Genomic DNA, 16,209 nt, shown 5'->3' on the forward strand with positions numbered 1-16,209 from the left:
AAAAAACATGAAATGGCAAAGAATTTAGTTATTGTTGAGTCGCCAGCGAAGGCGAAAACAATTGAAAAATTTTTAGGAAAAGATTTTAAAGTAGAATCCAGTTTTGGACATATAGCTGATTTACCTTCCAAGGAATTAGGTGTTGATGTTGAAGGCGATTTTAAACCTGTTTATGAGGTTTCTAAAGATAAAAAAGCAGTAGTAAAAAAACTGAAAGATTTAGCAAAAAAAGCCGATATGGTTTGGCTAGCAAGTGATGAGGATCGCGAGGGTGAGGCAATTGCTTGGCATTTAGCCGAGTCTTTAAATTTAGATAAAGAGAAAACAAAACGGATTGTTTTTCACGAAATTACAAAAACCGCTATTCAAAAAGCCATTGAAAATCCACGTGGAATTGATTACGATTTAGTGGATGCACAACAAGCTCGTCGTGTTTTAGATAGAATAGTAGGTTATGAGTTATCGCCTGTTTTATGGCGAAAAGTAAAAGGTGGTTTGTCCGCGGGACGTGTGCAATCGGTTTCAGTGAGACTCATTGTAGAGCGTGAACGTGATATACAAGGATTTAATCCGGTGGCATCTTATAGAATTGATGCGGAGTTTTCAAATGAAGATGGTCAAACCTTCAAAGCAAAACTTCCGAAGAATTTTTCATCTAAAAAAGAAGCACAAGCCTTTTTAGAAAAAAATGCTAAAGCGACATTCAAAATTGGTGATTTACAAAAAAAGCCAGCAAAAAAATCGCCAGCAGCACCATTTACAACATCCACATTACAACAGGAAGCAGCACGTAAATTATACTTTTCTGTAAGTAAAACCATGACTATGGCACAACGCTTATATGAAGCCGGTTTAATAACCTATATGAGAACCGATAGTGTCAACCTTTCTGATGAGGCGCGAAAAGGTGCCAAAGCAGAAATTGAAAGTGCTTATGGTTCTAAATTCAGTAAACCACGTACGTATAAAGGAAAATCTAAAGGCGCACAAGAAGCGCATGAGGCTATACGTCCAACAGATTTTGCAAATCATTCTGTAAATATAGATCGCGACCAAGCGAGATTATATGATTTAATATGGAAACGCGCTATTGCATCACAAATGAGCGATGCGGAATTAGAGCGTACCAATTTAAAAATAGACGCCTCCACACACAACGAAAATTTTACTGCAAATGGTGAGGTAATTACCTTTGAAGGTTTTCTAAAAGTATATTTAGAAGGCACTGATGATGAAGATGAAGAGCAAGATGGTATGTTGCCAGCCATGAAGGTGAACGAAACCTTGCTTAATAATTATATTACCGCAACCGAACGGTATACTAGACCACCAGCGCGCTATACTGAAGCGTCTTTGGTTAAAAAGCTAGAAGAACTTGGTATTGGTCGTCCGTCCACCTATGCGCCAACAATTTCTACCATTCAGAACAGAAATTATGTAGAAAAAGGAACTATTGATGGTGTGGAACGTGAGTACACGGTATTAACATTGCAAGATGGAGCAGTTAAGGATAAATTACTTTCTGAAAAAGTAGGTTCAGACAAAGGGAAATTAGTACCAACAGATATTGGTATGATTGTAACTGATTTCCTAGTGAATCATTTTGAAACTATTTTAGACTACAATTTTACCGCTAAAGTGGAAGAGGATTTTGATGAAATTGCGGAAGGTAAAGTAGATTGGAAAAAAATGATGAAGGATTTCTATAAAGACTTTCATCCAGTTGTTGTTGATGTCCAGGAGAATGCAGATCGGGAATCTGGCGAACGTATATTAGGAAAAGACCCAGAAACAGGAAAGCAGGTAAGTGTGCGTTTAGGGAAGTTTGGACCTATGGTTCAAATTGGAACCGTGGATGATGAAGAGAAACCACAGTTTGCAAGCCTGTCTCCCGAGCAACAATTAAATACCATTACCTATGAAGAAGCTATGGATTTATTTCAGCTTCCTAAATCTTTAGGTGAATACGAAAAATTACCTGTTGAGGTAAACAACGGTCGTTATGGACCGTATGTTAAGTTTGGCGATCAGTTTGTGTCCTTGCCAAGAGGTACAGATCCATTAAGCGTAGAGTTGGATGATGCTATTGTTCTTATTAAAGAGAAGCAAAAAGCAGATGCTCCTATATATATGTATAAAGATTTACCGGTTCAGAAAGGAAAAGGGCGTTTTGGTCCTTTTATAAAATGGAACGATATGTTTATTAACGTAAACAAAAAATATGATTGGGATAATTTATCGGATGATGATATTGTAACCTTAATTGAAGATAAAATTCAAAAAGAAATAGATAAGGTTATCCATAATTGGGAAGATGCTGGTATCCGTGTTGAAAAAGCACGTTGGGGCAGACATAACATTATAAAAGGTAAAACTAAAATTGAATTACCAAAAACACATGATGTTAGTGAAATGACGTTAGAAGAGGCACAAGCAATTCTAGAAAAAAATGCACCCAAGAAAAAGGCAGCCAAAAAGAAGGCGCCTGCCAAGAAGGCGACAGCCAAAAAAGTAGCCAAGAAAAAAACCACGACTAAAAAGTAATAGTAGCTAATGAATTTTAGTTTTCTGACTCCCGTTCCCGATAGTGTTGTAGCTCATAATGAATTATTGTCAACACAAGCGCTTGGAAGAAAATTGCGTATTCATTCTGCTCAAAGTGGGATTCCAGATTTAGATGGTGTGCAAATAGCCATCATTGGCGTTTTGGAAAACCGGAATGATATTAATTATATAGGTGAAGATTTTAATTTAAACGAAATTAGAAAATCACTTTACGCTCTTTTTCCTGGAAATTGGCATATTAAAATTGCCGATTTAGGCGATATTCATAAAGGAGAATCTATAGAAGATACCTATTATGCCGTAAAAACTGCCGTTGCTCTATTGATTCCCAAAGGTATTATACCAATTATCCTTGGTGGAAGTCAGGATTTAACCTATCCTATCTATCGTGCTTATGATGCGTTGATGCCAATGGTGAATATTGCCAACGTAGATTCTAAATTCGATTTAGGCGATTCAACCAAGCCAATTAAAAACAATAGCTTTGTTGGAAAGATTATATTAGATGAACCGTATAACTTATTCAATTACGCAACTATAGGTTACCAAACCTATTTTAATTCGCAAGAAGAAATAGACTTAATGGATAAGCTTTATTTTGAGTCTTACCGATTAGGGTCTGTGTCTAATGATATTACACTTGTGGAGCCAGCCTTACGGGATGCCAATATAGTGAGTGTTGATTTAGGGTCTGTAAAAGGATCGGAAGTTGGCTCTAGGCAACAAGCATCACCAAATGGTTTTGATGGAAAAGAAATTTGCGCAATTTCACGTTATGCCGGAATTAGTAATAAAGTAACAACATTTGGAATTTTTGAGTACAAACCGTCTAGTATTGACGATTTAACCTCTGGTTTAATAGCTCAAATGTTGTGGTATTTTATAGAAGGTGTTAATTATAGGGTGAAAGACGATGATTTTTCATTAGATCATAACTACCAAAAATTCATTACCTTGGTCGACCACCAAGAGCTTATTTTTTATAAAAGTATGAAATCTGGGCGTTGGTGGATTGAAATACCTTTTTTAGAAGAAATAAATAATAAATTGAAAAGACATACGTTATTACCTTGTACGCACCAAGATTATCAGGATGCCTGCAATAATAATGTGCCAGAACGCTGGTACAAGGCGTTTCAAAAGAATTGTGTATAAAACTTTAACGTTTTAAGGTGGTATTTCATCGATGAGATGCATTTTTTTACGATGAAACGAGTAATTTTAGGAAAAAAAAGTTGTTTTTTACAAATTATATAAATATGTTTACGCTCTTAAAATTTTTAAGACCGAAATAATTAACCTCGAGTTTTCTATGGATATGAAAAAATTAATGTTATTAACCGCAATTTTAGCTGTGCTAACTAGCTGTGGATCTGGAGACAGAGGTCAGCTTGTAGGAGTTAAAGGAAAAAAATGGCATCCCGAAAAACCTTATGGAATGGAATTAGTTCCAGGTGGTGCTTTTATAATGGGTAAAGCAGACGACGATCTTGCTGGAGTTAATGATGCACCAGCCAAAACGGTAACCGTTCGTTCCTATTATATGGATGCTACCGAAATTACAAACAGCGAGTATAAGCAGTTTGTTAACTGGGTACGTGATTCAACAATCAGAACACGTTTAGCTATTTTAGCCGATGAAGAAGGTTTAACTCAAGCTGACGCTGGTACTATTGGAGATTATGCATTTGTAGATGCAGATCCAGATAATATGTCTGTGTACGAAAAATACATGTATGATAATTATGCTGGTTTAGGTCCAACAGGCTACGAAGGTAGAAAGTTAAACAATGATATCGATATTGAATTTGATACAGCTGCTTATATTGATGAGTTGTATGCAGAAGTTATGGATACCATGTATTTACCAATAGAAGAATCTTATAATGGTCAACGTACTTGGGATGTAAAGAAATTTAAATTCCAGTATACATATATGGATATCGAGAAAGCTGCCAAAATGCATAATAAAGGTAAAAAGCGTTCTGAATTCTTAATTACAGAAGCTGTAGAAATTTATCCAGATACAACGGCTTGGATTCGTGATTTTGCATACTCTTATAATGAGCCAATGCATAATGATTATTTCTGGCATGCTGCTTATGATGATTATCCAGTTGTAGGTGTGTCTTGGAAACAAGCTAATGCGTTCTGTGAATGGCGTACCTTATATCATAATTCATACAGAAAAGGTAAAAAGCAACATAATGTACCAAAATACCGTTTACCATCAGAAGCGGAATGGGAGTATGCTGCACGCGGTGGCTTACAAGCGGCAACCTTTCCTTGGGGTGGACCTTACACTAAAAATGATAGAGGTTGCTTTATGGCAAACTTTAAACCATTACGTGGTGATTATGCGGCCGATCAAGCATTATATACTGTAGAAGCAAAATCTTACGAAGCAAACGATTACAATCTATACAATATGGCTGGAAACGTTTCAGAATGGGTACATGCTTCTTACGATCCATCTTCTTATGAGTATGTTTCAAGTATCAACCCTAGTGTAAATGATATTAATAATAACCGGAAAGTAGTACGTGGTGGATCTTGGAAAGATGTCGCGTATTATTTACAAGTAAGTTCAAGAGACTATGAGTATGCAGATTCTGCACGTAGCTATATTGGTTTCAGAACCGTTCAAGATTATTTAGGTACGGATGTAACCTTAAATTCTCTAAACTAATTAAACAAAAAATTAAACTAAACTATAAACTAAATTTAACTAAACTAAAAATTAAAAATTATGGCACAATCAAGAGGATTTAAGAAATTTATGGCAATGGCTTACGGATTAGGTGCATCTATTGTTATTATTGGTGCATTATTCAAAATTATTCACTTTGAAATCGGTCCATTAACAGGTAACGTGATGTTAACAATTGGTTTAGTTACTGAAGCAATAATTTTCGCACTTTCTGCCTTTGAACCAGTAGATAATGATTTAGACTGGTCATTAGTATATCCTGAATTAGCTGGAGGTATGGCAACAACTAAAAAGAAAGAACAACCAAAAGATGCTGAAGGATTATTATCTCAAAAATTAGATAATTTATTAAAAGATGCTAAAATTGACGGTGAGTTAATGGCTTCTTTAGGAAACAGTATTAAAAACTTTGAAGGTGCTGCAAAAGGAATTGCTCCAACCGTAGATTCAATTGCTGCTACTAAAAAGTATGGTGAAGAGTTATCTTTAGCTGCTGCACAAATGGAATCATTAAACAGCTTGTATAAAGTTCAATTAGAAAGCGTTAATCGTCAAGCAACCATCAACGAAGAGTCTGTTGAAAATGCACAAAAATTAAAAGAACAAATGCAATCATTAGCATCTAACTTATCATCTTTAAACGGTGTTTATGGCGGTATGTTATCTGCAATGAATAAAAACTAATTAAGTTTAGTAGTATCAATTTTAAGTAATTATAACAAAAAACTAAATTAGAAATGGCAGGAGGAAAATTATCTGCAAGGCAGAAAATGATTAACTTGATGTATTTAATCTTCATTGCGATGTTAGCATTGAATATGTCAAAAGAAGTGCTTTCGGCATTTGGCTTAATGAATGAAAAATTAGTCGAATCAAACGAAGCAACTACGGATAGAAATCAGGCGTTTATGGCTGGGTTAGCTGAAAAAGTTAGCGAACAACCAGCTAAATATCAACCATTGAAGGCGCAAGCTGATCAAATTGATGAATTATCAAACGATTTCAACTCATACTTAAGTGATTTAAAAGGACAAATGACAGCAACTGTTGATGATCCTCAAGATTACGAAGTTATGGATAAAGGTGACTTTTTAGACAACTACTTCTTTAAAGGCGAAAAGTTGAAGCCAGAAGGTCAAGAGTTCATGGATAAAATAAATGCCTATAGAGATGGTGTTGTTGCTGTATTAAACACAAACCCTGATTTAGCTGATATTGCTGAAGATGTGGAAGAAAAGTTTTCTACAGAGCCAGTAGTAAATAGAGATGGTAACAAAATTGATTGGTTAAGCTACCACTACAGAGGATTTCCTTTAGTAGCCTCTTTAACTAAAATGACCCAATTACAAGCAGACGTTAAAACAACAGAATCTGAAGTGTTGTCGTCTATGTTAGCTGGTAAATTAAAAGTTGAAGCTTCTCTAACAAACTTTGATGCGATTGTAGTACCAAGTAAAACGGCTTTCTTTTCGGGAGAAAACTTTACAGGAACTATTATCTTAGGTAAAAAGGATAACACGCTTCAAGCTGATAAAGTTATTATCAACGGACAAGAGTTATCTAAAGAATCTATGCAAGCTGGTAAAACAATTTTAGATTTCCCGGCAGGTGCTGTTGGAGAAAGAGAAATTACTGGTGAATTTCAATTTAAAGAAGGTGATTCTATTATCTCTATTCCTGTGCAATCTACCTATGCAGTAGTACCTAAACCAAATTCAGCAACAATTTCTGCTGATAAGATGAACGTTGTTTATCGTGGTGTTGCTAATCCAATGACTATCTCGTTTGCTGGTGTATCTGATAATAACGTATCAGCTAGTGCGCCAGGTTTAAGTAAAGCATCTGGAACAGGTAAATACGTAATGAATCCAGGTTCTGGTCGTGAAGTGTCTATTAATGTGTCAGGAACATTGCCTGATGGATCAAAAGTTAGTGATAGAGCAACTTTTAGAATTAAAGATATTCCAAAACCAACAGGATCTATTAGTGGTCAAACAGGTATTGTAAAATTACCACGTAACAGTGTTGAAATTTCAACTATTGGAGCGTTATTGGATGATTTTGACTTTGAATTACCAATTCAAGTAACATCATTTAAGGTAAAAGTACCTGGACAGCCATCTGTAAATGTTAGTGGAACAAAATTAAATAGTCAAGCTAAAAATGCCTTACGTAAGGCAAGACGTGGAGACCAAATATCAATTTTCGATATTTCAGCACAAATTAAAGGAAACTCATCTTATAAGTTAAAAGGTGTATCTCCAGTAATTGTTGAATTAACAAATTAATATTGGTTTTAACATCTGATGATAAGCCCAAATAATTAAAATTAAAACAGATGAATTATAAAAGTTTTTTATTAACCGTTTTAGGAGTGTCTTTTGTGACAGCTTCTTTTGCACAGGCAAACTTGTTGAGTGCAAAATCGCCAGAGGAAATTGGTGTGCGCACAGAAGCTCAAAAAGCAGTGGATAATGATAAACCATTGGAATATGGTTATGTTGATGATAGAGACATTCTGTTTTCTAAAATGACATGGGAACGCGTTGTTCTTGATGAGCGTGTTAACTTTCCATTGTACTATCCAGTGGACACAAATAACATTGGAGCGCACAGACGCTCATTATTTGATGTTCTTTGGAAAAATGTAAAAAACGGAAACATTGCTACCGTTTATGACGATTCATACTTTACAGCAGAACGTACTATTAATGATTTGCGTGCTAGTATGTCTAAAGTAGATACCTTAGACATTGGTTACGATCAGTACAATGCGGATGGATTTGTTTCTCCGGAGTATATTACTAAACGTGATATAACATCGTATGATGTAAGCGCCTATTTAATAAAAGGACTTTGGTACTTTGATAAGCGTCAAGCTGAATTAAAATATCGTTTAATTGGTATTGCACCTGCAGCACCAGATGTTAACTTTATTGATTCGGATGATGAAGCAAACAAAGAACCTATTCCATTGTTTTGGGTATTTTTCCCAGATGCACGTGAAATTTTACACGAAGCTAAAGCATTTAATAATGAAAACAGCTCAGTGCCATATTCATTTGATCATTTGTTAAACTCTAGACGTTTTAACGGCTATATTTACAAAGAAGAAAACGTATATGGAGACCGTAAGGTAACCGAGTATATTTCTGAAAATGCATTAATGCAGTTATTAGAATCCGAGCGCATTAAAGAGAAGATTAGAAACTTTGAATTAGATATGTGGTCTTACTAAGCCTTACATATTAAGAATATTAAAACGCTCACCTTTTTAAGTGAGCGTTTTTTGTTTTTATGATATTAATAATCCGAAAAGCACAGTACCTTTGCATATATGAAAGTAGATTATTTTATAGTAGGTCTGGGTTTAGCTGGTGTTGCCTTTTGTGAGCAATTACGTAAAGCCAACAAATCCTTTTTGGTGTTTGATAATAATTCCCAACAAGCGTCTTTGGTTGCTGCTGGTATGTATAATCCGGTTATTTTAAAACGTTTTACTGAGGTTTGGATGGCAAAGGAGCAATTGGCTTTAGCCCAACCATATTATAAGGAACTAGAGCGCCTATTGAACGTTAAACTCGATTATAAACTCAAATTATATAGACGTTTTGCATCTATCGAAGAACAGAATATCTGGTTTACAGCTTCAGATAAGCCAAACTTGGAACCGTATTTGTCAACGACTTTAGTACCTAATAAAAGTCCACAAATTGATGCTCCATATAATTTAGGTGAAGTTTTTGAAGCTGGACGTGTGGATACAACCGTTTTGATTTCGAATTATAGAACCTATCTAAAAAGCCATTCACAAATAGTAACGGATGGCTTTCAATATGAAGCCTTACAAATAGAGGCCGAGACGCTTCAGTATAAAAACCATGAAGCCAATCACATTGTGTTTTGCGAAGGGTTTGGATTAAAACAAAATCCGTTTTTTAACTACTTACCACTAAATGGAACCAAAGGAGAGGTTTTAACCATAAATGTTCCCGGTTTGAAAATAGATTATGCCATAAAATCTAGTGTTTTTATTATGCCAAATTCAGATGAAGATTATTATGTTGGTGCCACCTATAGTCGATTTGATAAAACAAACAATCCTACAGAAGAAGGGAAGGCGGAATTAAGTAGTAAACTGAAAACATTTTTAAAAGCACCTTTTGAAGTTGTGAGCCATAAAGCGGGTGTTCGGCCAACAGTAAATGACAGAAGACCATTGGTAGGTACGCATGCAAGTCATAAAAATCTACATGTGTTAAACGGATTGGGCTCTAGAGGGGTAATGATTTCGCCTTATGCCGCAAAGCAACTTTTTAACTTTATAGAAAACAAGCAACCATTAAACCCAGAAATTGCAATAGGCAGATATACTATTTAGCTTTTTCCTTATCGTAATCTACAAACATGTTTATCCAGATGTTTCGAGAAATACGCATGATAATAGGTGAGAAAACAATTAATGTTCCAACTATGGCAATAAAGGCCGTCATTAATCCGGAACCTAGAAAAAGATAACTAATTACAAAAGCAGCCACGGCAAAAGCAATGCCAACGGCATAACTCACATACATTGATCCGTAAAAAAATGAGGGTTCAATATGAAATTTAAAGCCACAATGAACGCAGTTTTCATGCATTTTTTGAACTTCAGATAGTACGTACGGGTTTTTATTAACGTACATGGATTCCTGATGGCACTTAGGGCAAGCACCTGTAAAAATGCTATAAAGCTTCGTTCCTTTTGTTATCATTTTTATTAGTTTACTTTTGCAGTTTATAAGAAAAACAAAATTAGCCAATTATTTAATATAGTTTAGTAACAATTGTAACAAAATGCTCAATATTCACAACCTTTCTGTTTCCTTTCAAGGCGATTATCTCTTTGAAGAAATTACCTTCAAAATAACCGCAGGCGATCGTATTGGTCTCATTGGGAAAAATGGCGCAGGAAAATCGACCATGCTAAAAATTTTAGCAAAAGAAATGGAGCCGGATTCTGGCCAATTGGCAGCCGATAAAAACTTACGAATCGGATTTTTAAAACAGGATATCGATTTTGAATTAGGACGAACCGTTCTGGAAGAGTCCTACGAAGCTTTTAAAGAAATTAAGGAAGTTGAAGCAAAGCTTGATGATATAAACACCCAATTGGCAACACGTACCGATTATGAAAGTGATGGCTATCATCAACTCATGGTGGATGTAAATGATATGCAACACCAATATGAAATTTTAGGTGGTTATAACTACCAAGGCGAAACCGAGAAAATACTTCAAGGTTTAGGATTTAAGCGTGAGGATTTTAATAAATTAACGGATACCTTTTCTGGAGGTTGGCGTATGCGAATTGAGTTAGCCAAGCTTTTATTGCAAAACAATGATTTGCTGCTTCTGGATGAGCCTACCAACCACTTGGATATTGAATCTATTATCTGGCTGGAAGGCTTTTTAACAGGCTATTCCGGTGCTGTGGTAATTGTATCACACGATAAAATGTTTTTAGATAATGTGACGAACCGAACCATTGAAATTTCATTAGGAAGAATCTACGATTACAACAAGCCATATTCCAAGTTTTTAGTATTGCGAAAGGAAATAAAAGAGCAACAATTAGCCACACAAAAAAATCAGCAAAAGGAAATTGAACAAACCGAAAAGCTAATTGAAAAGTTTCGTGCTAAAGCATCTAAAGCTACCATGGCACAATCCTTAATCAAGAAGTTGGACCGAATGGATAGGATTGAGGTTGATGAAGATGATAACAGCGTCATGACGCTTAAATTCCCGGTGTCTATTGTTCCTGGGAAAGTGGTGATTGAAGCAAATAATATCACTAAAAAATATGGCGATTTAACGGTTTTAAAAGATATCGATTTACATATTGCTCGCGATATTAAAACGGCGTTTGTTGGACAAAATGGTCAAGGAAAATCCACCTTAGCTAAAATTATTGTGGGCGAATTAAAGCATGAAGGCAGTTTAAAACTCGGTCACAATGTTCAAATAGGGTATTTCGCACAAAACCAAGCTGAATATTTAGATGGTAATAAAACGGTTTTAGATATTATGATTGATGCGGCCAATGAGAAAAATAGAAGTCGCGTTCGTGATATTCTAGGATCTTTTTTATTCCGCGGTGATGAAGTAGATAAGTATGTTCGTGTATTATCTGGAGGTGAACGAAACCGGTTGGCACTAGCCAAATTATTATTGCAGCCTTTTAATGTATTGGTTATGGATGAGCCAACGAATCATTTGGATATCAAATCGAAAAACGTGTTAAAGGATGCCCTAAAACAATTTGAAGGAACATTAATTCTAGTATCGCACGATAGAGATTTTCTCCAAGATTTAACCGATACGGTTTATGAATTTAAAGATCATAAAATAAAAGAATATCTCGGAAATATTGATTTCTACCTCCAACAACGTAATGTTGAAAATCTGCGTGAGGTGGAAAAACGTGATGTAGAAAAACAAGCGCCTAAAGAAAGCAATAAAGAAAGTTACGAATACCAGAAGAAATTTAAATCGCTTAATAATAAGTTGAGTAATATTGAATCTAAAATTCAACAATTAGAAAAAACGATAAAAGAAATTGATGTAGAGCTCGCCACGAATTATGATGAAGTGGTTTCTAATCCGGACTTTTTCGAAAGTTATCAAAGTAAAAAAGATAAATTAGAAAGTTTAATGCACGACTGGGAGCAGGTTCAAGAATCTTTAGACGCTTTGGATTAATTTGTGATTTTGGGTGTAAAATCTTAACAAAACGTGCATTTCATCGAATAAATTTGTTTTTAATCTATATTCGACTTAATATTGTTCAAGATTTGATTCCAAATTTATCACTTATGAAAGCTATTAAACTATCAATTTTATGTTTGTTTGTAACAGCCTTGTCATTGGCTAACGTTACAAATACGGAGAAAGCTGCGCTTGTAGCACTTTATAATTCTACAAACGGAAGTCAATGGACACATGCTTGGGACTTATCATCTCCTATGGAAAGTTGGTATGGCGTAACGGTTAAAAACAACCAAGTAGTGGATTTAAATTTAGAATTCAATAACTTACAAGGAACACTTCCCCAAGAAATAGGAAATTTGGTTAATTTGAAGCATTTAAATTTCGGTTTAAACAAGCTATCAGGTTCCATTCCTTCATCAATAGGAAATTTAAACAAATTAGAAACATTAAACTTATCTATGAATATTCTAGATGGGTCTATACCTACTAATATTAGTAAGTTATCAAACCTACGCATATTAGAATTAGGCAGTAATAAGTTAACCGGCACGATACCTACAGAAATTAGTGCTATGAGTAATTTAGTAAAATTAAGTTTAATCGATAATAAGATTAGTGGTGAGATTCCTGCTGAAATTATGGCATTAACACAATTAGAAGAAATTGTTTTAGCTAATAATCTATTAACAGGAGACGTACCATTTGAATTATCTTATTTCCCCAAATTAAAAACATTTATGGTAAGCGACAACAAATTAAACCAGGAGTACATTAGCGTTATTAACGGTAACAATCCAAACATGATGGACTTAAATTCAGGATCTGTTATTACAGACAACGATTAAGGAAACGTACAAGAATTATTTTAATAAAGAGGTTATTTTTTAATAACCTCTTTTTTTTGTATTTTAATTTTATGGAAGAACACGAGTTTCAATGCCCATATTGTTGGGAGTCTATTTCAATGTTATTAGATAGCTCACAATCTGAGCAGCAATATATTGAGGACTGTGAGGTCTGTTGTAATCCCATTCAAATATCGGTGCAATTTGAGGGGCAAAACTTGGTTAGTTTCCGTGCAGAAAACATTGAGCAATAATTTTTTTTAAATTCTGCTTGTTATATTTAAAAAGCATTGTATCTTTGCAGTCCAAAATGGTTGAATCGGCATTATGAACCGGTAAGTTAAAAGCTAAACAACGTACTTGGAAATTAAATCGCGGGATAGAGCAGTAGGTAGCTCGTCGGGCTCATAACCCGAAGGTCACTGGTTCGAGTCCAGTTCCCGCTACTATAAAGCCCAGTTTTACTGGGCTTTTTTCATTTTGTAGTAATATTGTAGTAAAACTGTCTTATTTAAAAGTGAATCTATCAATTTTGGTTATTCTTATCTACTTGGCTGTTTTAACCATTGTTTAATATTATACTGATTCGATAGTATTCGTTTTGCTTCTGATGGATTTCCAGCTTCAACGCTAACCGTAATAGCTGTTCCTGTTCCCTCAATTCTAATTTTACCTGTGTATGTTGCCATGATTATATATTAAGTGATTTAAGCTGCATTTAAGACTATCTTTTTAACTTTCTGAACTGTTCCGCTAGATTTCCCTGTTAACGTCATAATATTGCGTACAGATTGATTTTGCTTCACAAATTTCACTATATCTGAATGCTCTGTCAATAGTTGTTTAGCATCTTTAGTTGAACCTTTTTTTCTGCCAAGGACACCACCATCTTTTACGTATTTTTTTCGTCCAGAATCTAATCTTGATTTTATAAGACGAAGTTCTGCTGATGCAAAAGTCGATGCAATTGAAAGCATTGTTTGAACCATACCGTTCACCTCACCACTTTCTAATAATGTATGTAGCTTATAATTATTTATAATAATATTGATACCATTAGCATTACATTTTTCAAGAAATAAAGCGAATGAAGATATTTTACGACTTATTCTTGAAATCTCAGATGCTATTATGTGTTTAACCCCATTTGCGATAGCATAATCTAGTATTTCATTGTTAACCTCGTCATTCTTAGTGCCACTTTTGTAATAGCTAAACTCTTTTATAATTTGATACGAGCCATTATAATTAGACATTAATTCCTCACTCTGACGGCTTACGTCTTGCTTACTTTCGGTAGTAGAACATCTACTAATAATTATTGCTTTATCCATATATCAAATATAGGTAAAAACTATATAAAAACCAAAAAAAATAGATAAAATCTATTAGTATGTGTTTTTTTATCGGAAGTCAGCACAATCATAACATAAAAAACATTAGTTTCGTAACTAAATCAATTGAATAATGAACAAAACATCAATTACCACGATAATTTTATTTGCACTTATAATTTTTCAATCTTGCTCAAGCGATGATAACGATAATTCTACAGATGTAGATAGTAATTATTTTATGAGTGTACAATTTGATACTGTCGACCTCTATCAAGCAAGACCAGACATAGACGCTAATTTTGGGCTTGAAAATTGTCTTAATAATTCTGACTATGAAGATTTAGGAGATTTGGAACTGGCTTTTTTTACACCTTCTCAGTATTCCCTAGCTCAAGGGAATCTTCAATCAGGTATAGTAAGCCAAATTGAAACATCTGATTTTACAATTGATTTATATATAGTATATTATGAAAATGAAGAAAGTCATTTGTCCTGGCCAATGGAGCTTTACAATGCTACTTTTGATTCTGAATTCGATGAAAACCCTACCTTTTACCAAGACGTAGACGGGAATGCTCTTTTATTTGAAAATGATGGTAGTGCTTTTACAAATTGCTCTAATCCTTTCTTCTTTTATATAGATTTTACACGAGGAAATGAGACGTTAAACTTGCAGTCTAATTGGTTTATTGGAAATACGGCAGGGTCACAACCACATGTTTTTAATATATCTACACCAATACTTATAAGAGACTCAAATACTTCCGTGGAATATTCAGTTTCAGGTGAGTTTACTGCTGACTTTAAAGATAGTAACGATAATATCATTACATTAAACTGTGAATTCAAAACTCCTATGTATATGCTAAAATAAATCAAAGAATTTAATCGATACAATAAAGTGTGTCATTTTGGACCGATTACAGATTTAAAATGATACACTTCATGTTTTGATACGTTTTCACTTAATTTTAATCGTTTAGCCGATTTCCCATTCAATGTTAATCCCAGACCTTTATCACCAATTAAGTGAAAATTGTTTAACAATAGGTTAAACTGCTTTTGTGTAACCTTTATTTTCATATCTATTACCTTCTACTTTTAAATTATTACCAAGAATATCCCAATCCGTTCCCTGTGTTCCTTCTTTCATCATATAGAACAATCCGCCTTTATATTTAGCATAATCTGAACTATCTACTCTATCATGTTGAAAAAACTTCTTGATTTCACTTAATATCACTTTACCTAGTTTCTCATTTTCAATATAAACCATAAGATGATTATGCTGTCCGTTATTACGATTGGCAAATGGTTCAGTCACGAAAAATAACCTGATGGTAGTTTCTTTACCATACTTTTTGTCTAGCATTTCATAAAGTTTGTTCATCATCGTAATACTGTAATTCTTACTTCGTTCATGCTTGTAATCGACTGTAACAAAATATGTCCAATCTAATCCCCAAAGTTTATTCGCTAAAGGATTTTTATTTTCATGTAAATATTCCAATAAGTTTCGCATCATACGATTTGAATCACTTAAAGATTTATTGTCATCAAATAATATCTCTGTATTCCAGAATTTTTTATGTGCGATTGGAATTAGTCTTTCGCCCTTCTTTTTAGTTTCAATTTTAAGTTCAGGATTCTTATTGTAGAACCTAAAGATTGTTCTTCTACTTTTATTAACTCTTTTAGCAAATGCATCAATGTTTTCATACTTCATAATTTTAATAATTTATATCTAGCTTATTATAAAACGCTATTAGTCCATACAAGAGGTTTAATCAAGCGTTACTATAATATGTATCAAAAAATATTTCAAAGTGAAGGTTTTGACGCAAATTTCCTGAAAAAAAATTTTACCGCTAATATCTATTGCATGACAAACGTGTCACACCTGATTATAAATATTAAAAAATCACTAAAAGTTCAAGTAGAGGTGGGAGGGTGGTTCTGTTTATGAGAATTATATAGCTATAAGGAGCGATACGAGAAT

At 34.2% G+C, this 16,209-nt stretch carries 15 protein-coding genes and 1 tRNA gene; 12 read left to right on the forward strand and 4 right to left on the reverse strand.

Features of this window, described 5'->3' with window-relative positions:
* Positions 1 to 12 precede the first annotated feature (12 nt).
* From topA to GMA17_RS00450, 7 genes are all read left to right on the forward strand, one after another.
* Entirely contained in the window at positions 13 to 2,544 is a 2,532-nt protein-coding gene (gene topA / locus GMA17_RS00420) for a type I DNA topoisomerase (protein ID WP_248397914.1), read from the forward strand.
* A 9-nt stretch (positions 2,545 to 2,553) separates the two neighbouring features.
* Entirely contained in the window at positions 2,554 to 3,720 is a 1,167-nt protein-coding gene (locus tag GMA17_RS00425; RefSeq protein WP_248397916.1) for a formimidoylglutamase, read from the forward strand.
* A gap of 163 nt (positions 3,721 to 3,883) precedes the next feature.
* Complete coding sequence (gldK, locus tag GMA17_RS00430) at positions 3,884 to 5,254, forward strand: gliding motility lipoprotein GldK (RefSeq protein WP_248400595.1); 1,371 nt, start codon at positions 3,884 to 3,886, stop codon at positions 5,252 to 5,254.
* 60 nt (positions 5,255 to 5,314) lie between these two features.
* Entirely contained in the window at positions 5,315 to 5,959 is a 645-nt protein-coding gene (gldL, locus tag GMA17_RS00435; protein WP_248397918.1) for a gliding motility protein GldL, read from the forward strand.
* Between the two features lie 53 nt (positions 5,960 to 6,012).
* Complete coding sequence (gldM, locus tag GMA17_RS00440; RefSeq protein WP_248397919.1) at positions 6,013 to 7,563, forward strand: gliding motility protein GldM; 1,551 nt, start codon at positions 6,013 to 6,015, stop codon at positions 7,561 to 7,563.
* Positions 7,564 to 7,613: 50 nt separating this feature from the next.
* Positions 7,614 to 8,513: a gliding motility protein GldN gene (gene gldN, locus GMA17_RS00445; RefSeq protein WP_248397920.1), complete on the forward strand. Its 900-nt coding sequence runs from the start codon at positions 7,614 to 7,616 to the stop codon at positions 8,511 to 8,513.
* A 99-nt stretch (positions 8,514 to 8,612) separates the two neighbouring features.
* Positions 8,613 to 9,656, forward strand: coding sequence for an FAD-binding oxidoreductase (locus GMA17_RS00450; RefSeq protein ID WP_248397921.1), 1,044 nt, complete (start codon positions 8,613 to 8,615; stop codon positions 9,654 to 9,656).
* On the opposite strand, the gene GMA17_RS00455 is transcribed toward GMA17_RS00450, so the two are convergent.
* The gene (locus tag GMA17_RS00455; RefSeq protein ID WP_248397923.1) at positions 9,649 to 10,029 is read right to left on the reverse strand and encodes a DUF983 domain-containing protein; all 381 of its coding nucleotides are present in this window, start codon (positions 10,027 to 10,029) and stop codon (positions 9,649 to 9,651) included. The two genes, GMA17_RS00450 and GMA17_RS00455, sit on opposite strands and share 8 nt — an antisense overlap.
* 82 nt (positions 10,030 to 10,111) lie before the next feature.
* Between GMA17_RS00455 and GMA17_RS00460 the strand changes: the two genes are divergently transcribed.
* From GMA17_RS00460 to GMA17_RS00475, 4 genes are all read left to right on the forward strand, one after another.
* Entirely contained in the window at positions 10,112 to 12,019 is a 1,908-nt protein-coding gene (locus GMA17_RS00460) for an ABC-F family ATP-binding cassette domain-containing protein (protein ID WP_248397925.1), read from the forward strand.
* A gap of 113 nt (positions 12,020 to 12,132) precedes the next feature.
* Positions 12,133 to 12,873: a Two component regulator three Y domain protein gene (locus tag GMA17_RS00465; RefSeq protein ID WP_248397927.1), complete on the forward strand. Its 741-nt coding sequence runs from the start codon at positions 12,133 to 12,135 to the stop codon at positions 12,871 to 12,873.
* A 71-nt stretch (positions 12,874 to 12,944) separates the two neighbouring features.
* Positions 12,945 to 13,127: a CPXCG motif-containing cysteine-rich protein gene (locus tag GMA17_RS00470; protein ID WP_248397929.1), complete on the forward strand. Its 183-nt coding sequence runs from the start codon at positions 12,945 to 12,947 to the stop codon at positions 13,125 to 13,127.
* A 119-nt stretch (positions 13,128 to 13,246) separates the two neighbouring features.
* Positions 13,247 to 13,319: transfer RNA gene (locus GMA17_RS00475), tRNA-Met, on the forward strand.
* Between the two features lie 96 nt (positions 13,320 to 13,415).
* Here GMA17_RS00475 and GMA17_RS00480 read toward each other — a convergent pair.
* Both GMA17_RS00480 and GMA17_RS00485 read right to left on the reverse strand, forming a co-directional pair.
* The gene (locus tag GMA17_RS00480; protein ID WP_248397931.1) at positions 13,416 to 13,562 is read right to left on the reverse strand and encodes a hypothetical protein; all 147 of its coding nucleotides are present in this window, start codon (positions 13,560 to 13,562) and stop codon (positions 13,416 to 13,418) included.
* 18 nt (positions 13,563 to 13,580) lie between these two features.
* Positions 13,581 to 14,207, reverse strand: a complete 627-nt coding sequence (locus GMA17_RS00485; protein ID WP_248397933.1) for a recombinase family protein — start codon at positions 14,205 to 14,207, stop codon at positions 13,581 to 13,583.
* Positions 14,208 to 14,340: 133 nt separating this feature from the next.
* On the opposite strand from GMA17_RS00485, the gene GMA17_RS00490 reads away from it, so the two are divergent.
* On the forward strand, positions 14,341 to 15,084 hold the full coding sequence (locus GMA17_RS00490; protein WP_248397935.1) for a hypothetical protein: 744 nt from the start codon (positions 14,341 to 14,343) through the stop codon (positions 15,082 to 15,084).
* A 177-nt stretch (positions 15,085 to 15,261) separates the two neighbouring features.
* Here GMA17_RS00490 and GMA17_RS00495 read toward each other — a convergent pair whose 3' ends face one another.
* On the reverse strand, positions 15,262 to 15,936 hold the full coding sequence (locus tag GMA17_RS00495) for a hypothetical protein (protein WP_248397938.1): 675 nt from the start codon (positions 15,934 to 15,936) through the stop codon (positions 15,262 to 15,264).
* Between the last annotated feature and the right edge of the window lie 273 nt (positions 15,937 to 16,209).

The sequence above is a fragment of the Bizionia sp. M204 genome (assembly GCF_023205095.1).
GTDB lineage: Bacteria > Bacteroidota > Bacteroidia > Flavobacteriales > Flavobacteriaceae > Algorimicrobium > Algorimicrobium hallyeonense.